At 64.6% G+C, this 19,562-nt stretch carries 20 protein-coding genes; 14 read left to right on the forward strand and 6 right to left on the reverse strand.

All coding sequences use genetic code 11. From position 1 onward, the window contains the following. The first annotated feature begins 11 nt into the window (after window positions 1-11). Both BDOA9_RS18575 and BDOA9_RS18580 read left to right on the forward strand, forming a co-directional pair. Window positions 12-1,712 (forward strand): aspartate:alanine exchanger family transporter, encoded by a 1,701-nt coding sequence (locus tag BDOA9_RS18575; RefSeq protein WP_025035467.1) that lies wholly within the window; start codon window positions 12-14, stop codon window positions 1,710-1,712. Between the two features lie 14 nt (window positions 1,713-1,726). Then, window positions 1,727-2,161 carry a hypothetical protein gene (locus BDOA9_RS18580; RefSeq protein WP_025035468.1) on the forward strand — a complete coding sequence of 145 codons (435 nt, stop codon included), beginning with the start codon at window positions 1,727-1,729 and terminating at the stop codon, window positions 2,159-2,161. Between the two features lie 42 nt (window positions 2,162-2,203). On the opposite strand, the gene ppk2 is transcribed toward BDOA9_RS18580, so the two are convergent. Beyond that, the gene (gene ppk2 / locus BDOA9_RS18585) at window positions 2,204-3,004 is read right to left on the reverse strand and encodes a polyphosphate kinase 2 (protein WP_025035469.1); all 801 of its coding nucleotides are present in this window, start codon (window positions 3,002-3,004) and stop codon (window positions 2,204-2,206) included. 11 nt (window positions 3,005-3,015) lie between these two features. After that, entirely contained in the window at window positions 3,016-3,468 is a 453-nt protein-coding gene (locus tag BDOA9_RS18590; RefSeq protein ID WP_025035470.1) for a hypothetical protein, read from the reverse strand. 163 nt (window positions 3,469-3,631) lie between these two features. Between BDOA9_RS18590 and BDOA9_RS18595 the strand changes: the two genes are divergently transcribed. The 8 genes from BDOA9_RS18595 to BDOA9_RS18630 all read left to right on the forward strand — a co-directional run bounded on the left by BDOA9_RS18595 (window position 3,632) and on the right by BDOA9_RS18630 (window position 11,648). Next, window positions 3,632-4,057: a hypothetical protein gene (locus BDOA9_RS18595; protein ID WP_042336594.1), complete on the forward strand. Its 426-nt coding sequence runs from the start codon at window positions 3,632-3,634 to the stop codon at window positions 4,055-4,057. Beyond that, window positions 4,050-5,285, forward strand: a complete 1,236-nt coding sequence (locus BDOA9_RS18600; protein WP_025035472.1) for an HlyD family secretion protein — start codon at window positions 4,050-4,052, stop codon at window positions 5,283-5,285. The genes BDOA9_RS18595 and BDOA9_RS18600 overlap by 8 nt, the downstream gene beginning before the upstream one ends. Before the next feature lie 177 nt (window positions 5,286-5,462). Beyond that, window positions 5,463-6,245, forward strand: coding sequence for a DUF2092 domain-containing protein (locus BDOA9_RS18605; protein ID WP_025035473.1), 783 nt, complete (start codon window positions 5,463-5,465; stop codon window positions 6,243-6,245). After that, window positions 6,242-6,523, forward strand: coding sequence for a hypothetical protein (locus BDOA9_RS18610; protein WP_025035474.1), 282 nt, complete (start codon window positions 6,242-6,244; stop codon window positions 6,521-6,523). The genes BDOA9_RS18605 and BDOA9_RS18610 overlap by 4 nt, the downstream gene beginning before the upstream one ends. A gap of 83 nt (window positions 6,524-6,606) precedes the next feature. Then, complete coding sequence (locus tag BDOA9_RS18615) at window positions 6,607-8,499, forward strand: ATP-binding protein (RefSeq protein WP_025035475.1); 1,893 nt, start codon at window positions 6,607-6,609, stop codon at window positions 8,497-8,499. A gap of 116 nt (window positions 8,500-8,615) precedes the next feature. Next, the gene (locus tag BDOA9_RS18620) at window positions 8,616-10,292 is read left to right on the forward strand and encodes a DUF3300 domain-containing protein (protein WP_025035476.1); all 1,677 of its coding nucleotides are present in this window, start codon (window positions 8,616-8,618) and stop codon (window positions 10,290-10,292) included. Beyond that, the gene (locus BDOA9_RS18625; protein WP_025035477.1) at window positions 10,289-11,206 is read left to right on the forward strand and encodes a DUF2950 domain-containing protein; all 918 of its coding nucleotides are present in this window, start codon (window positions 10,289-10,291) and stop codon (window positions 11,204-11,206) included. The genes BDOA9_RS18620 and BDOA9_RS18625 overlap by 4 nt, the downstream gene beginning before the upstream one ends. Then, entirely contained in the window at window positions 11,190-11,648 is a 459-nt protein-coding gene (locus tag BDOA9_RS18630) for a hypothetical protein (RefSeq protein WP_025035478.1), read from the forward strand. The genes BDOA9_RS18625 and BDOA9_RS18630 overlap by 17 nt, the downstream gene beginning before the upstream one ends. 21 nt (window positions 11,649-11,669) lie before the next feature. Here BDOA9_RS18630 and BDOA9_RS18635 read toward each other — a convergent pair whose 3' ends face one another. Then, a complete protein-coding gene (locus tag BDOA9_RS18635; protein ID WP_025035479.1) occupies window positions 11,670-12,188 on the reverse strand; it encodes a GNAT family N-acetyltransferase in 519 nt (172 codons plus the stop codon). Window positions 12,189-12,341: 153 nt separating this feature from the next. Here BDOA9_RS18635 and BDOA9_RS18640 point away from each other — a divergent pair, with 153 nt between their 5' ends. Genes BDOA9_RS18640 through fabI form a run of 4 tightly spaced genes read left to right on the forward strand, consistent with a single transcriptional unit; the run spans window position 12,342 to window position 17,567 of the window. After that, complete coding sequence (locus BDOA9_RS18640; RefSeq protein ID WP_025035480.1) at window positions 12,342-14,570, forward strand: DUF3141 domain-containing protein; 2,229 nt, start codon at window positions 12,342-12,344, stop codon at window positions 14,568-14,570. 29 nt (window positions 14,571-14,599) lie between these two features. Then, a complete protein-coding gene (locus BDOA9_RS18645) occupies window positions 14,600-15,562 on the forward strand; it encodes a phosphate acetyltransferase (RefSeq protein WP_025035481.1) in 963 nt (320 codons plus the stop codon). 5 nt (window positions 15,563-15,567) lie between these two features. Then, complete coding sequence (locus BDOA9_RS18650; RefSeq protein ID WP_025035482.1) at window positions 15,568-16,782, forward strand: acetate/propionate family kinase; 1,215 nt, start codon at window positions 15,568-15,570, stop codon at window positions 16,780-16,782. After that, complete coding sequence (gene fabI, locus BDOA9_RS18655) at window positions 16,779-17,567, forward strand: enoyl-ACP reductase FabI (protein WP_025035483.1); 789 nt, start codon at window positions 16,779-16,781, stop codon at window positions 17,565-17,567. The genes BDOA9_RS18650 and fabI overlap by 4 nt, the downstream gene beginning before the upstream one ends. Before the next feature lie 186 nt (window positions 17,568-17,753). Here fabI and BDOA9_RS18660 read toward each other — a convergent pair whose 3' ends face one another. The 3 genes from BDOA9_RS18660 to BDOA9_RS18670 are packed head-to-tail and all read right to left on the reverse strand — an operon-like array spanning window position 17,754 to window position 19,522. Further along, on the reverse strand, window positions 17,754-18,212 hold the full coding sequence (locus BDOA9_RS18660; RefSeq protein ID WP_025035484.1) for a MaoC family dehydratase: 459 nt from the start codon (window positions 18,210-18,212) through the stop codon (window positions 17,754-17,756). Window positions 18,213-18,219: 7 nt separating this feature from the next. Continuing rightward, a complete protein-coding gene (locus BDOA9_RS18665; protein ID WP_025035485.1) occupies window positions 18,220-18,870 on the reverse strand; it encodes a 3-oxoacid CoA-transferase subunit B in 651 nt (216 codons plus the stop codon). Window positions 18,871-18,874: 4 nt separating this feature from the next. After that, on the reverse strand, window positions 18,875-19,522 hold the full coding sequence (locus tag BDOA9_RS18670; protein ID WP_025035486.1) for a CoA transferase subunit A: 648 nt from the start codon (window positions 19,520-19,522) through the stop codon (window positions 18,875-18,877). Between the last annotated feature and the right edge of the window lie 40 nt (window positions 19,523-19,562).

Here is a 19,562-nt window from a genome sequence, read left to right on the forward strand (position 1 = left end):
AGGGGACGAACATGCAGGCATTTTTCCAGTTCTTGCAGCAGTACCCGTATCTGCTGCTCTTCTTCGTGGTCGGTCTCGCCGTCTATATCGGCCGGGCCAGCATCAAGGGTTATGGCCTCGGCATGGTTGCCGGTGCCATCGTGGTCGGCGCGGGCATCTCGGTTTGGGCATCCAGCTATGGCGTGAAGCTCGAGCTGAACAACTTCGCCAAGAGCCTGTTCTACTATCTCTTCATGTACGGCGTCGGTCTGCGCGTCGGCCCGTCCTTCGTGAACAGCCTGCGCGGCGACGGCGTCAAGTTCCTGTTCCTTGCGGTGGTGTCGAGCGTGATCGGCCTGGCGCTGGTGGTGATCGGCGCCAAGCTGTTCGCGCTTCCGCCGGGAGCGGCCGGCGGCATGCTGGCGGGATCGCAGACCATGTCGGCGGCAATCGGCTCGGCCGAGCAGGCCGTTACGTCGGGTGTCGTGAAGCTGCCTCCGGGCATGAAGCCCGAGGATGCCTCCGGCATGATCGCGCTGTCCTACGGCATCACCTATATCTGGGGCACCGTCGGCATCATCCTGATCTGCAAATATCTGCCGCGCTGGTGGGGCGTCGATGCCAAGGCTGCCGCAAAGAAGTATGAGCAGGAGTTCGGCGTCAAGGATCTCGAAGGCGGCGGCCTGACCGGCTACCGTCAGTTCGGTCTGCGCGCCTACCGGCTGGAGAATCCTGCGACGGTGGGGATGAGCATCGCCAAGTTCCGCGCGGTCAATCCGGAATATCGGATCGTCAATGTCGGGCGTGGTGGCGAGCCACAGGGCGCCGATCCCGAGTTCGTGCTGCAGAAGGGCGATATCGTCGCGCTGGGCGGCTCGACCGAACATTTGACCGAGAAGATGGGCCTGATCGGTCCGGAAGTCCCAGATGCCAAGACGCTCGGCATACCCATGGACCAGGCCGAAATCGTCGTCTTCAACAAGGACGTCGTCGGGCGTACCTTCGAATCCTTCCGCGACACGGCCATCGCCGGCCAGCTGCAGGTGACCAAGGTCGAGCGCGGCGGCGTGCAGATCCCGGCCGGTCTCAAGACCAAGCTGGAACGCATGGACATCGTTTCGGTGGTCGGCCTGAAGTCTGCGGTCAACGAACTCGGCGAGATGTGGGGCCGCATCGCCCGCTCCAACACTTCGACCGACCTGCTGACGCTGTCGGTCGGCATGATCATCGGATTCCTGATCGGCATGATCGAATTCCCGGCCTTCGGTGCCAAGGTCGGCCTCGGCAATGCCGGTGGTCTGTTGCTGTCGGGCGTGATCGTGTCCTCGGTCGTGTCGCGTCTGCGCTTCTTCGGCAACACGCCGAATGCGGCGCGAAACGTGCTCGAGGATCTCGGCCTCGTCGTGTTCGTCGCGATCGTTGGCGTCAATGCCGGCGCCGGCCTTCTGGCGCAGCTCACTGGCGCGGTCGCGCTCAAGATCTTCATCGTCGGTTTCATCGCCTGCACGATCCCGCCGTTCATCGTCTGGGCGATCGGATTCCACGTCTTCAAGATCAATCCGGCGGTGCTGATGGGCGGCGTTGCCGGCGCGCGCTCGCATTCCGGCCCGTGCCGCGAGGCCGCGGTCGAGATCCAGAGCTCGGTGCCCTGGATCGGATTCCCGGTCGGCTATGCCGTCTCGGGCATCCTTCTCACCATCTTCGGCTACTTCGCGATGATCCTGGCTCAATAAGAGGAAAGAACGTCATGAGAAAACTGACCATCGGCGCCGTCCTGGTCGCCTCGCTCGCCACCGTTGCCGGCTTCAGCACGTCCGTGTGTGCCGATACCGGCCAGGTCGCGGTCGTCTTCACCAAGGGCGGTTTCATCGTCGGCGCCGGCGGCGGCGAGGGCGTTCTGCTCTACCGGGGCAAGAAATATCCGTTCACGGTCTCTGGCATGAGCGTGGGCCTCACCATCGGGGCGTCGACGACGAAGTTCGTCGGCCGGGCGCTCAATCTGAAGGGACCGGCATCCATCGAAGGCTCTTACGCCGTGGGAGGAGCGGGTGGGGCAATCGCCGCAGGTGCTGGCGCGGTTCAGTTGCAGAACAGCAATGGCGTGATCCTTCAGCTCAGCGGCCCCAGGGTCGGCGCGGAAGTCTCGGCTGCCGTTGGCGGCGTCACGATCCGTCTGAAGTGATCGGAGCAGGCGACGGGCTGCGTCAGCGCAGCCCGCTCGCGCTCAATATCGTTCGGCGACGAAGTTCATTCCCTTGAGGCTGGCTTGGTCGTTGTAGCGTCCCTTGTCGGAGCGCTTCGGCAGCTTGATCTTGTCCTTCTTGATGCGCTTGTAGGGAATGGCGGCGAGCAGGTGGGCGATGCAGTTCAGCCGCGCCTTTCGCTTGTCGTCAGAGCGGACGATGTGCCATGGCGCATCCTTCGTGCTGGTCTTCTTCAGCATCAGGTCGCGCGCCCGCGAATAGTCGTACCACCGCCGGAAGGATTCCAGGTCCATCGGACTGAGCTTCCACTGCCGGACCGGGTCGTCGATGCGGGCCTTGAAGCGGCGCTCCTGCTCGTCCATCCCGACCTCGAGCCAGACCTTGACCAGGATAATGCCGCCGTCGATGACGTATTTCTCCATCTGCGGGCAGAGGTTCAGGAAGCGCTCGTGCTCGGCGGGAGTGCAGAAGCCCATGACGTATTCGACGCCGGCGCGGTTGTACCAGCTCCGGTCGAAGATCACGATCTCGCCGCCGGCCGGAAACCGCTCCATATAGCGCTGAAAGAACAACTGCGTCTTCTCGCGGTCGGATGGCGCGGGGAGGGCGACGACCCGGAATACGCGCGGGCTGACCTTCTCGGTGATCGCCTTGATGGTGCCGCCCTTGCCGGCGGCGTCCCGGCCCTCGAACAGGATGATGACCCGGAGCTTGTTTTCGCGCACGTAATCCTGGAGGTGGCACAGCTCGACCTGGAGCTTCTCGAGCTCCTTCTCGTAATCCTTCCGCTTCATCCGCTCCGCAGTTGCGTCCTTGGCCATGCCGGTCCGTCCTAGTCGTCCCAGGATATCGTCACGCCGATGTCGCCGGGCACGCCGCCGGGAAAATCGATGATCTGATAGGCGATGCGGTAGCCGCGCGGCTTCAGGTAATCGGTCCAGAGCTGGAAGATCTCCTTGGGAATTCCGGTCAAGGTGTTCTCCCAGCCCTTCTCCATCTGATTGATGGCGCGTCCCTTGTCCGTGCACAGCGAGTTGGGGAAGCGATAGACCAGCACTTCCGTGAGGCCGTTGCGCACCGCGCGCTGGATGATGGTCGAGGCGAGCTTGATCTTCTCTTCCTCTGTTTTGCCCGACGGCTTGCTCAAGCGCTCGATCAAGGCACGCTTCTCTGCCTCGGCCGCGGCGGCAAGGCGGACATATTCATCCGCCTTTTCGGCCTCCTTGAGGGCGGCTTCCTTACGAATCTGGGCGGCGCTGGGGATGAGATCGTCTAGGCCGGGCATGGCAAGCGGCTCCTGATGATGGCGCGATCGGCATGCTGCGGACGCTAGGTTGGCTCGACCGCGGTTCCTTGACTCAAATCAAACAAATGCGAACATGCCCGAACACAGTGCTACCCATGCACGTTTTGACCGGGAGAGACGCTTGAGCGAGCAGCTTCATCCGATGGCACCGCATCATCTGCCGTTCTATCTCGCACCGGGGAGCGGGACCGATACGCTGATGGTGGTGATGGGCGTATTCCTGATCGGGATCGTGCTCTGGGTCGGCACGCTCTACTGGAAACTGCACAGCCTGCCCGAGCGGATGGCACACAAATCGCAGAAATTGCAGTTCGAGTTCGTTGCGGTGCTCGGCCTGATCTCGCTGTTCACGCACATGCACATCTTCTGGATCGCCGGCCTGTTGCTGGCGATGGTCGATCTTCCGGATTTCGGCACGCCACTGCGCAGCATTGCAGGGTCCGTCGAGAAGATCGCCGATGCGACGCCGGCCTCCGATGCGGGGGACGTCCAGGCCGAGGCAGCCGTCGCGCCGCCTCCCGCGGAAAAGTCGGGACCCGCCAGGGAGAAGGAGCCCAGCCATGCTTGAGCTGCTGATCTGCTCCCTCGTGACGATCCTGCCGGACTATCTCTACCGGCGCTACGCGCAAGGAAAGCGCTTCGGCAAGGAGATCACGCTGTTCTCGGTCTGGCACGAGCTGCGTTGGGGTATCACGAGCTGCCTGATGCTGACGATCTCGTTGATCACGATGATCTTCTATTTCCATCCAGCCACCCCATCCGCGACGCTGTACTTCCGCACCGTGCCGATCCTCCCGGAAGGCTCGGGCCGGGTCGCCGAGGTCAAGGTCGGGTTCAGCGCGCCGGTCAAGAAGGGCGACGTTCTGTTCACGCTCGACAGCTCGAAGCAGCAGGCGGCGTTCGAGACCGCCAGGCGGAAGGTGGCCGAGGTCGATGCCGCCATGCAGACGGCACAGGTCGATGTGGTCAAAGCCGAGGCGCAGCTCGGGGAAGCGAAGGCGAACTACCAGCAGGCCAAGGACGAGCTCGAGGTCAAGACCGAGCTGCAGCGCCGCAATCCCGGTATCGTTCCGCAGCGGGACATCGACAAGCTCCAGGTTCTGGTCGAGCAGCGACAGTCCGGCATCGACGCCGCGACGGCGGCGAGGCAATCGGCGTTCTTGCAGGTCTCGGTTCTGCTGCCGGCCCAAAAGGCCAGCGCCGAAGCTGCACGCGACCAGGCCCAGGTCGATCTCGACAAGACGGTCGTCCGTGCCGGCGTTGACGGGCGCGTCGAGCAGTTCCTGGTTCGCCCCGGCGACGTCGTCAACCAGCTGATGCGCCCGGCCGGCGTCCTCATCCCGGAAGAGGCCGGCCGGAAGGTTCTTCAGGCCGGCTTCGGCCAGATCGAGGCGCAGGTGATGAAGACCGGCATGGTCGCGGAAGCGGCCTGCATATCGAAGCCCTGGGTCATCATCCCCATGGTGATCACGACCGTGCAGGACTACATCGCGGCCGGTCAATTCCGGTCCGGCGAGCAATTGCTGGAAGCGCAGAACGCGGTCCGTCCCGGCACGATCCTGGTGTTCCTGGAGCCGCTGTACAAGGGCGGTCTCGACGGTGTCACGCCGGGCTCGAGCTGCGTCGTCAATGCCTACACCAGCAACCACGAGGAGATCTCGGCCAAGGACACCCCGACCAGCCGGAAGATCGCGCTGCACGTCGTCGACGGCGTCGGCCTCGTCCATGCGTTGCTGCTGCGGATCCAGGCGCTGTTGCTGCCGATCCAGACGCTGGTGTTCAGCGGCGGGCATTGAACGAGAGAGAGGACGGACGAGACGAGTTCGCCGGAATTCGTACTCGCCTGCCGTTTCGGCCGCCCGCGCCGGTCCGCGCGGCCGGAATCCTCGCGGCAATGTCTGCAAGTATTGACTCATGTCAAGCAAGGCGACCGCCGGCGCATCTCAATGTCCTTCATCCGAGGAGGACATGCGATGAAATCGACAACAATTCTTCGTTCGACGTGGTTCGCCATCGGCGCAGCGACGGTGCTGGCGACCTCGCCCGCGCTTGCCGACGATCCGGCCAAGATCCTGAAAGCGATGACGGACTATCTGACCAGTCAGAAAGCCCTGTCCGCCTCGTTCGACAGCGACATCGAGATCATCACGCCCGAGCTTCAGAAGATCCAGTTCGCGAGCTCCGGACAGATCAAGCTGGGCAGGCCCGACAAGCTCCGCGTCAGGCGCACCGGCGGCTATGCCGATGTCGAGCTGGTCTATGACGGCAAGACGCTCTCGCTCTACGGCAACGACGCCAAGTCCTACATGCAGGCCGAGTTGGCCGGCACGGTGGACCAGATGATCGGCGAGATGCAGGCCCGTTCCGGGCTCGGCATGCCCGGCACCGATCTGCTGCTCACCAACGCCTTCGAGGAGCTGACGGGCACGGCCACCGAGGGCAAGCATATCGGGCAGGGCGTGGTCGACGGCGTCGAGTGCGAGCATCTCGCATTTCGCACCCCCGACACCGACTGGCAGATCTGGATCGAGACGGGCGCGAGGCCGGTGCCGCGCAAATACGTGATCACCAGCAAGACGGTGACGGGCGCACCGCAATACACGCTGCGGACCCGGGACTGGAAGACCGACGCGTTTGCCGAGGACACCTTCGTGTTCAAGCCGCCGGCCGGCGCCACCAAGATCGACATCAACTCGGTCGCGATGGCGGATCTCGACGAACTCCCCCCGGGCCTGCCAACAGGAGCCAAGAAATGATGCTGCGAAAGACCTTGATCGGCGCGGCCGCAATGGTCGCCTTTGCCGCAGGACTGTCCTGGAACGATGCACCCGGCCCCGGCGAGGGCAGCTTCCTTTCGGAAGCGCAGGCGAGGGTTGGCCGCCCGCTCACGCCGATGAGCTATGCCGGCGTCGCGCGCCGAACGACACGCCGAGCGGTTGCGGTTGGCGCCGCGGCGGGAGCAGCCGGTGCCTATTATGCGCCGTCTTGCGTGCAAGTCGTGGACGCCTATGGCCGCGTCGTCACGCGGTGCTGAGGCCCGCCTCGGGGCTGTCCGTGTGGTGCGATTCCGGCTAGAATTGCCGGGAAAGCAGCGGCCGTAAGCTGCGAGGGTGCAGCATGAGCGGGGGCGCGTCCATAGTCCGGCTGAAGCCACGGCTCGCGGCCGCGCTCCTCTGTCTCGGCCTGCTGCTGGCCGAGTGCCTGGCGGTCGGGCAGGCCGGTGCGGTCGAGCGGAACCGGCGCGGCGAGCTCAAGCGCGTGCTGCTGCTGCATTCCTTCGGCCGCGAGTTTCGGCCCTGGAGCGAGTATGCGCGCGACATCAAGGCCGAGCTCGAGCGGCAATCGCCCTGGCCACTCGATATCCAGGAGCACGCGCTGCTCACCGCGCGCTTCAACAATCCGGGTCCCGAGGCGCCCTTCGTCGAGTATCTGCACTCGCTGTACCAGGGGGCGACGCCCGACATCGTCGTGAGCATCGGCGCGCCTGCCGCCCGGTTTGCGCAGAGATACCGCGCCCGACTGTTCCCCAATGCGCCGCTGATCTTGACCGCAGTCGAGCATCGACTGATCGAGCGCGCCGATCTCGGCGACAACGATGTCGTCGTGGCCGTCCGCAACGATTTCGTCGCGGCCGTCGATAACATTCTTCAGGTTCTGCCTGACACGAAATCGATCGCGATCGTGGTCGGCGCCTCGCCGCTCGAGAGGTTCTGGATGGAGGAGCTGAAGCGGGAGCTGAAACCTTTTGCCGAGCGGGTCGAACTCGTCTGGTACTCGGATTTGTCCTTCGAGGAGATCCTGAAGCGCTCGTCGAAGTTGCCGCCACACACCGCGCTGTTCTGGGGCCTGATGTCCGTCGATGCGGCCGGGGTCGTCTATGAGAGCGACTGGGCGCTGCGCAGCCTGCGTGCCGTCGCGAACGCGCCGATCTTTTCCTACCAGGAGCCGTTTTTCGGCGAAGGCACGGTCGGCGGACCGATGCACGTGATTGCGGAAACGACGTCGCGGACCGTCAGCGCCGCGATCGGTCTTCTCGGCGGCGCCAAACCCGCGAGCATCAATTACGAGCCGATCGCCTTCGCCGCGCCGCGTTACGATTGGCGGGAGTTGCAGCGCTGGGGCATCAGCGAGAGTCGCCTGCCCAAGGGAAGCACCATCCTGTTTCGCGAGCCGAGTATCTGGCAGCGCTATCGCTGGCAGATGCTGATGATCCTGGCCGTGTTCCTGGTCCAGGCCGGACTCATCAGCGGGCTCCTGCACGAGCGTCGCCGCCGGCGGGTTGCGGAAGTCGAGTCGCGTCAGCGGCTGACGGAACTCGCCCACGTCAACCGATACTCCGCCGTTGGCGAGCTGACGACCTCGATCGCGCATGAATTGAACCAGCCACTCGGATCGATCCTGACCAACGCGGAAACGGCGGAGCTCATGCTGAGGGCTGCCCAGCCCGATCTGGTCGAGATCCAGCAGATCCTTGCCGACATCAGAAGGGACGACCAACGGGCGAGCGAGGTGATCCGCAGGCTGCGCAGCGTTCTGAAAAAGACCCCGTTCGAGGTCAAGCACATCGAGCTCAACGATACGGTGCGCGAAGCAATCGATCTCGTGAAGGCGCTCGCTCAGGGGCGCCGGATCACGTTGAGTTATCTGCCGGTCCTGTCCGGCCTTCACGTCAAGGGCGATCCGGTCCAGCTCCAGCAGGTCATTCTCAATTTGATCATCAACGCGATGGATGCAATTTCCGATGCGGATACCGGAAAGCGGGAGGTCAGCGTGTCGACGCTCAGCACCGGCAATCAGGCCGAAATCAGGATTGCCGACACCGGGCCCGGAATACCTGCCTCCGATCTCGCAAGCCTGTTCGATCCGTTCTTCACGACCAAACCGCAAGGCATGGGCATGGGCCTTGCCATCGCCAGGACCATCATCGAAGCCCATCACGGCACGATCGTCGCGGCGAACCAGCCCGCGGGAGGCGCGCTGTTCACGATCAGGCTTCCGGTCGCGCACTGAGAGACGTGCGTCCTTGCGCTGCAGCAGCTGCGACGACCCGTTTCGTTGATCTCGATCAACAAACGCCTGCGCCCCGGCTCGATCCTCCCGCACTGGACGTGGCGAGGGAGGATGCGATGTTTCGTTGCGGCAAGACCCTGATGGCGTTGACGCTGTTGATGGCGACTTCGGTTGCTGCAACGGCGCAGACGCCAACGACGCCTGCAGCCCCGGCGCCGCAGGCGCAGCCCGCGAGCCCGGCCGCGCCGGCGGCCGAACTCTTGAAGCCCGAGCAGCTCGAGGCCCTCGTCGCGCCGATCGCGCTTTATCCCGACGAGTTGCTCGCCAATGTCCTGGCCGCCTCGACTTATCCGCTGGAAGTGGTGCAGGCCGACCGCTGGCTGAAGGCGCGCAAGAGCCTGAAGGGCGACGCGTTGAAGACGGAAGTGGAGAAGCAGGGCTGGGACGACAGCGTCAAGGCGCTCGCCAGCACCGCCGATGTCCTCGCGATGATGAGCGACCAGCTCGACTGGACCCAGAAGCTGGGCGATGCCTTCCTCGCGCAGCAGCCCGACGTGATGGACGCGATCCAGCGTCTGCGCAACAAGGCCTATGACAACAAGAAGCTCGTCACCACCAAGCAGCAGAAGGTCAGCGTCCAGTCTCAGGAAGGCAAGCAGGTCGTCGTGATCCAGCAGGCCGATCCCGCGGCGATGTACGTGCCGTATTACGATCCGGCGACGGTCTACGGCAGCTGGCCCTATGCGGAATATCCGCCGTATTATTGGGGCTATCCCTCCTATATCGGCGCCGGCGTGATCGCGGCCGGACTCGCCTTCGGCACGGCGTGGGCGATCGGGCGCTGGGGCAATTACTGGGGCGGCGGCTGCAACTGGGGCAACCGCAACGTCTATGTCAACCATCGCACCACGAACATCGGCAATGGCTGGCAGCACAATCCGGCGCATCGCGGCGGCGTCCGCTACAACAACAGCAATGTTCAGCAGCGCTTCGGCAACAACAATCTGAAGGCCGGCGTGTCTGACCGGATGGATTTCCGCGGCCGTGACGGCAACCAGGTGCTGCGCCCCAACCAGGGGGCCGGGGACCGGGCAGGAGATCGCGCGGGTGATCGCGGCGGACCGGGTGACCGGGCTGGCGACCGCGCCGGGGGCCGTGCAGGTGATCGCGCCGGCGATCGGGGCGACCGGCCCGGCGGCGGCGACCGTGCCGGTGCCGGGGATCGCGCCAAGGGTGGCGGTGACAGGTCCAAGGCTGCCGCCAAAGGCGGCGATCGCGCCAAGGCTGCCAACCGCGCCGGCGGTGGTGCGGCCAATCGTGGCGGTGGCGGCAATCGCGGTGGCGCGATGAACGTCTCATCCGGCCGATCGGCGGCCGCCGCATCGGCGCGCGGACGGTCCAGCATGGCGAGCATGCCGCGCGGCGGTGGCGGCGGACCGAGCTTTGCCGGCCGCGGCGGCGGTGGCGGAGCGGCGATGCGTGGTGGTGGCGGAGGCGGCTTCCGCGGCGGTGGCGGCGGTGGCCGGCGTTCCGACCTCGCGCTGAAGCATGATGTCCTGCTGCTCGGGCATCTCGCGAACGGTCTCGGCTATTATCGCTTCAGCTATATCGGCAGCGACAAGGCCTATGTCGGGGTGATGGCGCAGGAGGTCGAGCAGGTGATGCCCGATGCCGTGAGCCGCGGCAGCGACGGCTATCTGCGCGTCCATTACGAAAAGCTCGGGCTGACGTTCCGCACCTACCGCGACTGGCTCGCCGGCGGCGCGAAGATTCCCGCGGAGGTGATGCCATGACGGGTCTGAAATCGTTTGGCCGTACGCTGCTGCCCGGCGTCCTCGCGCTCGCGCTGCTCGGATCGGGCGCTCTCGCGCAGGAATCCTACAAGACACCGGAAGAAGCCGCGTCTGCGCTTGCCGCCGCGGTCAAGAGCGGCCCGAAAGACATCTTGAAAGTGCTGGGCAGGAAAGCGGAGGACATCGTCTCGTCCGGCGACGAGGTTGCCGACACCGACATTCGGGCGCGCTTCACCGCGATGTACGACGCCAAGCACGGCATCAAGGCGGAGGGCAACAAGACCGCCACCTTGATGCTCGGGCCGGACGACTTCCCGTTCCCGATCCCGCTGGTCAACACCCGGACGGGCTGGGCGTTCGACACCGATGAGGGGCGCATCGAGGTGCTGCGCCGTCGCATCGGCCGCAACGAGCTCGACGCGATCCAGACCGCGCTCGCCTTCGTCGACGCGCAAAACGAATATGCCGAGAAGGACCGCGGTGAGGGCGTCGGCGTCTACGCGCAGCGCATCGTTTCCTCGCCCGGCAAGAAGGACGGACTGTTCTGGCGCGACGACAGCGATCCGAGCCCGCTCGGCGCGCTCGCGGCCGAAGCCTCGAAGGAGGGCTATCGCGGCGGTGACGTCGGACCTGAACCCTATCACGGCTATTACTTCCGGATTCTCAAAGGGCAGGGGCGGGACGCGCCCGGCGGTGCGCTCAACTACGTCGTCAAGGGCAAGATGATCGGTGGCTTCGCCCTGATCGCCTGGCCCGCGGAATACGGCAATTCCGGCGTGATGACCTTCCTGGTCAACCATGCCGGCACCGTCTACCAGAAGGATCTCGGCAAGCGCACCGAGTTCATCGCGCAGCGCACCACGTTGTTCGATCCCGATGAAACCTGGAAGAAGGTCGATGCCGCAAAACCCTGAGCCGCGCGTGCGCGCATTTCGCCTGATCGCGCTCCTGCTGCTCGCGCTCGGGTTGACCATGCCGGCGACGCCGTCCTTCGCGCAGGCCGCCGGCCAGGTCAGGGTCAAGATCGTCAAAGCGGGATTCCTGGCCGGTGGTGGTGCCGGCAGCGGCGTGTTGACGTACCGGGGCAAGACCTACCCCTTCAAAGTCAGCGGCGTGAGCTTGGGCATCACGGTCGGTGCAACTTTCGGCCGTCTCGACGGCTGGGCATCCGGTATCCGGGAGGTCGGCGATTTCGCCGGCACCTACAGTTCGGTGGGCGGCGGCTTCGCGCTGGTCGGCGGTGCCAACGGTGTCCACCTCCGCAACGAAAAGGGCGTCACGATGGTGCTGCAAGGCCCGAAGGCGGGGCTCGAGCTGGCGGCCAATATCAGTCGGATCACGATTGCTTTGAGGTGAGGCTCAGGCCGGGCGCGCGGATCAAAGCGACAGCGACAGATGCACCGTTCTCGGATCGTCGCTCCGCGCGAGCTCGAAGCCCGCCTTCGCGAACACGCTGCGCATGGACGCGTTGTCGGACAGAACCTCGGCCACGAGCTCTCGTACGCCCTGCTCGCGCGCGATGTTCGTCAGGTGCCTCAGCAACAGCGAGCCTACGCCGCGGCCTTGCCAGGCATCCACCACGACGAAGGCCATCTCGGCCCGACCGGGCTCGACGACGACGTACCGGCCGCCGCCGATAATGGCGTATCGCCCCTGTTCCTCGACGAGAGCGGCCAGCGCGACGTGATTGCTGAAATCCACGTCCATGAAGAAGGCGCGCTCCTTCTCCGAGAAATGACGCTTCAAAATGAAGAACCGGCTCTGCAGCGATTGCGGGCTGGTACGCGCGACGGCGGCGAGCATATCCGCCTCGTCGCTGGCGCGAAGCGCGCGGATCTGGATCGGAGTGCCGTCCTTCAGGACGGTTTGCACGCTGTAAGTTGCAACTTGTGACATGCCGATGTCGCTCGTCAAAAGCCGTCCGGCCGCGTCTCATGCCTTATAATGCAGGATAGACGCCTCCGAAGCGTGCAGATCATCTTGACCTAGATCAACGTTCGTCCTTGCCCAGCGCCGTCAATTGGCCAAGGCGACGGAGAGGTCGAAAACATGTCCATGGACAAGGTGCAAATTCCGGGCGGTCCCATGTCGGGCCTGGTCGCCTCGGCGGTCGAATACCTGGTCGATGCTGGACAGCGCAGTGTGCTGTTCCTGGATATCATGCGTCGGCGCGGGGATCAGTACAGGGAGCACGTCGCGCAGACCGCGCCGCACGTTCTGCAATATGCGGCCGAATTGATCATGGACGGGCGCCAGCTCGCCGAACCCGTCAATTACGCGCTGGTGCGGATCGTTCCGCCTGAGAACGTCGAGATCGACATCAACCGGCGGCCGTTCGTCGTGGTCGATCCGCGTGCGGGTCACGGTCCCGGCATCGGCGGCTTCAAGGCGGACAGTGAAATCGGGGTGGCCATGAAGGCGGGCCATCCCTGCTACTTCATCGGATTCCTGCCGGACCCGATGCCCGGTCAGACCATCGAGCGCATCGCGCGTGCCGAAGCCATCTTCATCGAAAAGGTCATAAGCCTTCACCCGGATGCCGACGGCAAGCCCTGCGTGATCGGCAATTGCCAGGCCGGATGGGCCGTCATGATCCTCGCCTCGCTGCGTCCCGAGCTGTTCGGCCCGCTGATCATCGCCGGCGCGCCGCTGGCCTATTGGGCCGGCGTGCACGGAAAATATCCGATGCGCTATTCGGGCGGGCTGTTGGGCGGAAGCTGGTTGACGGCCCTGACCTCCGATCTCGGCGCCGGCAAGTTCGATGGTGCATGGCTGGTGCAGAATTTCGAGAACCAGAACCCGTCGAATACGCTCTGGACCAAGCAGTACAACGTCTATTCCAAGGTCGACACCGAGGCGGATCGTTACCTCGAATTCGAGCGTTGGTGGGGCGGCCACGTCAACCTGAACGCGGAGGAAATTCAGTTCATCGTCGATGAACTGTTCGTCGGCAACAATCTCGCCGCCGGCAACATCGAAATGTCCGATGGCCGGAAGGTCGACCTTCGCAACATCAGATCTCCGATCGTGGTGTTCTGCTCGGAGGGCGACAACATCACGCCGCCGCAGCAGGCGCTGCACTGGATCCTCGATTGCTATGCCGATGTCGATGAGATCCGGGCCTATGGCCAGACCATCGTCTACACCGTGCACCAGAGCGTCGGCCATCTCGGCATCTTCGTCTCCGGCGGCGTCGCCAAGAAGGAGCACGCGGAATTCTCCAGCAACATCGACCTCATCGACGTTCTGCCGCCCGGGCTCTATGAAGCGACATTCGAGGCGAAGGGTGAGGAAACCTCGAGCTCGGATCTGGTCGTCGGGCAGTGGGTGATGCGCTGCGAGGCGCGGACGCTCGACGACATCCGCGCCATGGGCGGCAATTCGCCCGAGGACGAGCGGCGCTTCGCCACGGCCAAGCGGATCTCCGAGATCAATCTGTCGGCCTATCAGAAATTCGTCCAGCCGTGGCTCAAGCGCATGGTGACGCCGCAGATGGCGGAATGGGCTCACAACATGCATCCGCTGCGGCTGCAATACGAGCTGTTCAGCAGCCAGAATCCCTACATGGCGACGGTGAAATCATTGGCCGAGAAGGCCGCCGAGGAACGCAAGCCGGTCGCCAGGGACAATCCGTTCCTGGCGTTTCAGGAACAGGTCTCCAAGCAGATCGTGCACGCTCTCGACAGCTGGCGCGATTCACAGGAGGCGCTCAGCGAAGCGATGTTCCTCAGCGTCTACGGATCCCCGGCGCTCCAGGCGGCGGTCGGGATCGATCCGACGTCCACGCCGTCGCGGCATCGTGAGATGTCCGCCGAGCATCGCGCCATGCTCGACAAGCGCATCGCCGAGCTGAAGTCGCGGATCGGTGAGGGCGGCCTCCGTGAAGCGGCGCTGCGCGCTTTGCTCTATGTCGGCTCGGCACGGGGAATGGTGGACGAACGCAGCATCGAGGCTCTGCGCCAGCTCCGCCGGGATCATGGCGGCGAACGGCTGTCTCTTGCCGAGTTCAAGTTGCTGGTCCGCGAGCAGTTCTTCATGCTGTTGCTCGATCGGGAAGGGGCCCTCGCCGCAATACCGAACATGCTGCCCGACGATATCAACGTTCGTCGCCAGGCGTTTGAAGCGATCGAGCAGGTGCTGTCGGCCAGTGCGGATGTCACCGGCGAGCGCGCAAATCGGCTGCGGCAGATCGCTGGCCTGTTTGGCATCGACACCATGGAAGGTTCCGAAAGGGCGTCGAACGTTGCCCCTTTCGATCCCAAGGCGAAGGCGTCGTAACGCGAGTTGTAGGGATCGGGAGCGATATCATGTCAGCAGATGCGACGGCCATTCAGTCTCCCAGCAAGTATGATCGCCTGATCGCGGCGGCCAAGGCGATCCCGCCGACGCCGACCGTCGTGGTGCATCCCTGCGACGAGACATCCTTGCGGGGGGCCGTCGACAGCGCGTCTGCCGGCATCATCCGGCCGATCCTGGTCGGACCGGAGCCGAAGATCAGGGATATTGCTGCCAGGTTCGCCCTGGACATCTCGGGTTACGAGATCGTAAATGCCGCGCACAGCGACGAAGCCGCGGCAAAAGGTGTCGAATTGATCCATGCCGCGCGGGGCGAATTGCTCATGAAGGGCAGCTTGCACACCGACGAGCTGATGCGGGCCGTCACCGCCAAGGTCGGGGGGCTGCGCACCGATCGGCGCATCAGCCACGTTTTCGTCATGGATGTGCCGGCCTATTCCGAGACGATCTTCGTCACTGACGCCGCGATCAACATCTTCCCTGATCTGGACGCCAAGCGGGACATCATTCAGAACGCGATCGACCTTTACAATCAGGCCGGCTTCGGCAAGTCGCCGCGGGTGGCCATCCTTTCCGCGGTCGAAACCGTCACGTCGAAGATTCCGTCCACGATCGAGGCCGCGGCGCTCTGCAAGATGGCGGATCGCGGCCAGATCACGGGCGGCGTGCTCGATGGGCCGCTGGCGTTTGACAACGCGATCGACCTCGAATCGGCGCGGATCAAGGGCATCAAGTCCGAGGTGGCCGGTCGCGCTCAGATCCTCGTCGTGCCCGACCTCGAAGCGGGCAACATGCTTGCCAAGAACCTCGCCTATTTCGCCAAGGCGGACGGCGCCGGGATTGTGCTCGGCGCACGCGTACCCGTCGTCCTGACCTCGCGTGCGGACAGCCCAAGGGCGCGGATGGCGTCCTGCGCGGTTGCTGCACTTTATGCTCACGCGCGGCGCCAGAAGGCGCCGACAGTCGCGGCGTGACCGCCATGGACAGCATCCTCGTCGTCAACGCCGGCTCCTCGAGCGTCAAGTTCCAGGTCTTTGCGGTCGAGGGTGAGGGCGTTCTGCGCCGCCTGATCAAGGGGCAGGTGGACGGCATCGGCAGCCGGCCGCGCTTGCGGGCAAGCGGGGCGAGCAACGATCCCATGGCCGACCGGGCCTATCCGATCGAGACCATTCCGGACGTTCCCGCGGCGATGGACGTCGCAGGGGCATGGCTCCGGAACGAAGCGCGCGTCAATCCATTGGCGGTCGGGCATCGCGTCGTCCATGGCGGGCCGGATTACGAGCGGCCGGTTCTCGTCGACCATGGCGTGGTGGCACGGCTGGAACGCTTCGTCACTTTGGCGCCACTGCACCAGCCGCACAATCTGGCGCCGATCCGCTCGATCCTGGCCAATTTCCCGACGATCCCGCAGGTCGCTTGCTTCGACACCGCGTTTCACCGCACCCACGGTCGGCTGGCGGATCATTACGCCATCCCCCACCAGCTCCACGCCGAAGGTGTGCGGCGCTACGGCTTTCACGGGCTGTCCTATGAGTACATCTCCAGGACCCTGCCGCAGATCGCCCCGGAGATCGCAAAGCGCCGGGTGATTGTCGCCCATCTCGGCAGTGGCGCGTCGATGTGCGCGATGAAGAATGGACTGAGCGTCGAGAGCACGATGGGATTCACCGCGCTCGACGGACTGCCGATGGGCACGCGTCCGGGCCAGCTCGATCCGGGGGTCGTGCTGTATCTCATGTCCGAGAAGGGGATGACGGCATCGAAGGTGCAGGATTTTCTCTATCGCGATTGTGGATTGAAGGGGCTTTCCGGGGTCAGCAACGACATGCGCGAGCTGGAGGCGAGCCTTGATCCGCAGGCGAAGCTGGCGGTGGACTATTTCGTCTATCGCATCGGCCTCAACGCCGGCATGCTGGCGGCGGCGCTGCAGGGGATCGATGCCTTCGTCTTCACCGCCGGCATCGGCGAGAACTCGAGTAGCATCCGCGCGCGTGTGGCGGAGCAGCTCGGCTGGCTTGGCGTGGCGCTCGATCCTGCCGAGAACACGCGCCATTCGCGGCTGATATCGGCAAAGACGAGTCTCGTTCCGGTCTACGTCGTCCCGACCGACGAGGAGCTCATGATCGCGCAGCACACACTGACGCTGTTGATGAACGGCCAATCGCCCAACCCCAGACGAGAGAGGGTGTCATGATTCCAGTATTTCCGGACAGCAAGGTTGCTCTGAAGGGGAAAAAGGGCCTCGTCGTCGGCATCGCCAACGACCAGTCGATCGCCTGGGGCTGTGCCAGGGCGTTTCGTGCGCTCGGCGCCGATCTCGCCGTCACCTATCTGAACGATCGCGCCAAGAAGCACGTCGAGCCGCTGGCGCAGGCCCTCGAGGCGCCGATCTTCCTGCCGCTCGACGTCATGGTCGAGGGCCAGACCGAGGCGGTGTTCGAGCGGATCAAGTCGGAGTGGGGACAACTCGATTTCCTGCTTCATTCCATTGCCTTCTCGCCGAAGGAAGCATTGCACGGCCGCGTCGTCGATGTCGGCCGCGACGGCTTTCTGAAGACCATGGACGTCTCCTGCTGGTCGTTCCTGCGGATGGCGCATCTTGCCGAACCCTTGATGAAGAACGGCGGCACGATGTTCACCATGACCTATTACGGCAGCCAGATGGTGGTGGAGAACTACAACATCATGGGCGTCGCCAAGGCGGCGCTGGAGGCCGCGGTTCGCTATGCCGCTGCCGAGCTCGGTCCGAAGGGCATCCGCGTGCACGCGATCTCGCCGGGACCGCTCGCCACCCGCGCGGCCTCGGGCATTCCGGAGTTCGACGAGCTGATGGACAAGGCGCAATCCAAGGCGCCCTCGCGCAGTCTCGTCAGCATCGACGATGTCGGCAATGCCACCGCGTTTCTGGCGCTCGACGGCGCCAAGCTGATCACCGGCGGCGTGCTCTACATCGACGGCGGCTATCACATCATCGATTGACCCGCGCGTTGCCGCCGCGCAGAGCTCCGGCGACCCTCCGGCGATCCATGGGCTGATGGTGACATATTGCCAGTGTTTTGCCCGACGGCGCAACGGCTCCGGCGCGAATCCGGAGTGAACAAGAAATACCTCAGTCAAATCAGCCCCATGTCTACTGTGCATGGGGTTGTTTTTCGACTCTTTGATTCAGCGATAGTGCAGCGCGATCAATTCGGCCACGCAGGCCGGCTTCTTGCCGCCCTCGATCTCGATCACGAGGTGATAATTGACGCGCAGCCCGTCCGGCGGCACGTCCTCAGCTTCGGCGATCGTGACCCGGCCGCGCAGCTTCGAGCCCGCCGGCACCGGCGCAAGATACCTGATCCGGTCCGCGCCGTAATTGAGCGTGTTGCGCAGCCCCTTCAGGCCGATGACCGAGCGGATGAACAGCGGTGCAAGGGCAAGCGAGAGCAGGCCATGGGCGATGGTCTTGCCGCCCGGCATCTCCTGCCTGGCGCGCTCCTGGTCGACATGGATCCATTGCTCGTCGCAGGTCGCTTCGGCGAACTGGTTGATGCGGTCCTGCGTGATCTCGATCCAGTCGCTGGCGCCGATCTCGGTGCCGATTGCAGATTTGATCTCGTTGAAGTCGCTGAATGTTCGCATGGGCCGTCTAGATCCTCATCTCCGGAACGTTGTCGGGAATGGCGAGCTCGGCCTCGGTCAGCGCCAGGACCTCGCCGACGCTCATGCCGGGTGCCGTTTCCAGCAGCGTCGCCTTGCCCGCGGGAAAACCGATCACCGCCATGTCGGTCACGACGAGGTCGACAGGGCGCGCCGAGGTCAGCGGCAGCGAGCATTTCGCCACGATCTTTGACTTGCCCTTGGCGGCGTGCTGCATGGCGACGATCACGCGCTTGGCGCCGGTGACGAGGTCCATGGCGCCGCCCATGCCCGGGACCATCTTGCCCGGGATCATCCAGTTGGCGAGATGGCCGTGCGCATCGACCTGGAGGCCGCCGAGCACGGTAACGTCGACGTGGCCCCCACGGATCAGTCCGAACGACATCGCGCTGTCGAAGGTGGAGGCGCCCGGCAGCGCGCTGATCGGGCGTCCGCCGGCATCGGTGAGCGTCGGATGCGCCATGCCCTGCTCGGGGATCGGCCCGGTGCCGATCAGTCCGTTCTCGGACTGGAAGAACACCTTCAGGTCCGACGGCACGTAATTGGCGACCAGGGTCGGAATGCCGATGCCGAGATTGACGAGATTGCCGCTCCTCAGCTCCTTGGCGACACGCCGGGCGATGATGATCTGGGGATCCATGATGTCACCCGTTGGTGATGAGATAGTCGACGAGCGGCGCGGGGGTGACGACGTGATCGGGCGCGATCACGCCGACGGGGACGATATGCTCCGCCGTCACGATGACGGTGTCGGCCGCCATCGCCATGACCGGGTTGAAATTGCGTGAGGTGAGCGCGTAGGCGAGGTTGCCGAGGTAATCGGCGAGAAAGGCGTGCACCAATGCGAACTGCGCCCGCAGCGCCGTCTCCAGCAGGAACGGCTTGCCGTCGACCTCGATCTGGCGCTTGCCTTCGGCCACCAGCGTTCCGACGCCGGTCGGCGTCAGCACGCCGCCGAGGCCGCATCCGCCGGCGCGGATGCGCTCGACGAAGGTGCCTTGCGGCACGAGATCGACGGTGATCTGGTTCGCCAGCATCTGCTGCTGCGCCTTCGGATTGAGGCCGATATGCGTTGCCGTCAGCTTCGCCACCAGCGCCTGATCGAACAGCTTGCCGACGCCCTTGCCGGGCGTGGCGGCGTCGTTCGAGATCAAGGTCAGACCTGTCTTCCTCTGGCGCACGACTTCGTCGAGCAGCCGCTCCGGCGTTCCAACGCCCATGAACCCGCCAACCATGACGCTGGCGCCCGCCGGGATCATCGCAACGGCTTCTTCGACGGAAACGGCCTTCATGATCGAAACTCCCGGTCGGCCGACGATGGCTGAAGGGCGG

Origin of the sequence: Bradyrhizobium sp. DOA9 (genome assembly GCF_000617845.2) — a bacterium.
GTDB lineage: Bacteria > Pseudomonadota > Alphaproteobacteria > Rhizobiales > Xanthobacteraceae > Bradyrhizobium.

What these genes read in the sequence shown, in the direction of transcription:
- BDOA9_RS18575 (WP_025035467.1), top strand. Translation starts at nt 12, where the DNA reads ATGCAGGCATTTTTCCAGTTCTTGCAGCAGTACCCGTATCTGCTGCTC.
- BDOA9_RS18580 (WP_025035468.1), top strand. Translation starts at nt 1,727, where the DNA reads ATGAGAAAACTGACCATCGGCGCCGTCCTGGTCGCCTCGCTCGCCACC.
- ppk2 (WP_025035469.1), bottom strand. Translation starts at nt 3,004, where the DNA reads ATGGCCAAGGACGCAACTGCGGAGCGGATGAAGCGGAAGGATTACGAG.
- BDOA9_RS18590 (WP_025035470.1), bottom strand. Translation starts at nt 3,468, where the DNA reads ATGCCCGGCCTAGACGATCTCATCCCCAGCGCCGCCCAGATTCGTAAG.
- BDOA9_RS18595 (WP_042336594.1), top strand. Translation starts at nt 3,632, where the DNA reads ATGGCACCGCATCATCTGCCGTTCTATCTCGCACCGGGGAGCGGGACC.
- BDOA9_RS18600 (WP_025035472.1), top strand. Translation starts at nt 4,050, where the DNA reads ATGCTTGAGCTGCTGATCTGCTCCCTCGTGACGATCCTGCCGGACTAT.
- BDOA9_RS18605 (WP_025035473.1), top strand. Translation starts at nt 5,463, where the DNA reads ATGAAATCGACAACAATTCTTCGTTCGACGTGGTTCGCCATCGGCGCA.
- BDOA9_RS18610 (WP_025035474.1), top strand. Translation starts at nt 6,242, where the DNA reads ATGATGCTGCGAAAGACCTTGATCGGCGCGGCCGCAATGGTCGCCTTT.
- BDOA9_RS18615 (WP_025035475.1), top strand. Translation starts at nt 6,607, where the DNA reads ATGAGCGGGGGCGCGTCCATAGTCCGGCTGAAGCCACGGCTCGCGGCC.
- BDOA9_RS18620 (WP_025035476.1), top strand. Translation starts at nt 8,616, where the DNA reads ATGTTTCGTTGCGGCAAGACCCTGATGGCGTTGACGCTGTTGATGGCG.
- BDOA9_RS18625 (WP_025035477.1), top strand. Translation starts at nt 10,289, where the DNA reads ATGACGGGTCTGAAATCGTTTGGCCGTACGCTGCTGCCCGGCGTCCTC.
- BDOA9_RS18630 (WP_025035478.1), top strand. Translation starts at nt 11,190, where the DNA reads ATGCCGCAAAACCCTGAGCCGCGCGTGCGCGCATTTCGCCTGATCGCG.
- BDOA9_RS18635 (WP_025035479.1), bottom strand. Translation starts at nt 12,188, where the DNA reads ATGTCACAAGTTGCAACTTACAGCGTGCAAACCGTCCTGAAGGACGGC.
- BDOA9_RS18640 (WP_025035480.1), top strand. Translation starts at nt 12,342, where the DNA reads ATGTCCATGGACAAGGTGCAAATTCCGGGCGGTCCCATGTCGGGCCTG.
- BDOA9_RS18645 (WP_025035481.1), top strand. Translation starts at nt 14,600, where the DNA reads ATGTCAGCAGATGCGACGGCCATTCAGTCTCCCAGCAAGTATGATCGC.
- BDOA9_RS18650 (WP_025035482.1), top strand. Translation starts at nt 15,568, where the DNA reads ATGGACAGCATCCTCGTCGTCAACGCCGGCTCCTCGAGCGTCAAGTTC.
- fabI (WP_025035483.1), top strand. Translation starts at nt 16,779, where the DNA reads ATGATTCCAGTATTTCCGGACAGCAAGGTTGCTCTGAAGGGGAAAAAG.
- BDOA9_RS18660 (WP_025035484.1), bottom strand. Translation starts at nt 18,212, where the DNA reads ATGCGAACATTCAGCGACTTCAACGAGATCAAATCTGCAATCGGCACC.
- BDOA9_RS18665 (WP_025035485.1), bottom strand. Translation starts at nt 18,870, where the DNA reads ATGGATCCCCAGATCATCATCGCCCGGCGTGTCGCCAAGGAGCTGAGG.
- BDOA9_RS18670 (WP_025035486.1), bottom strand. Translation starts at nt 19,522, where the DNA reads ATGAAGGCCGTTTCCGTCGAAGAAGCCGTTGCGATGATCCCGGCGGGC.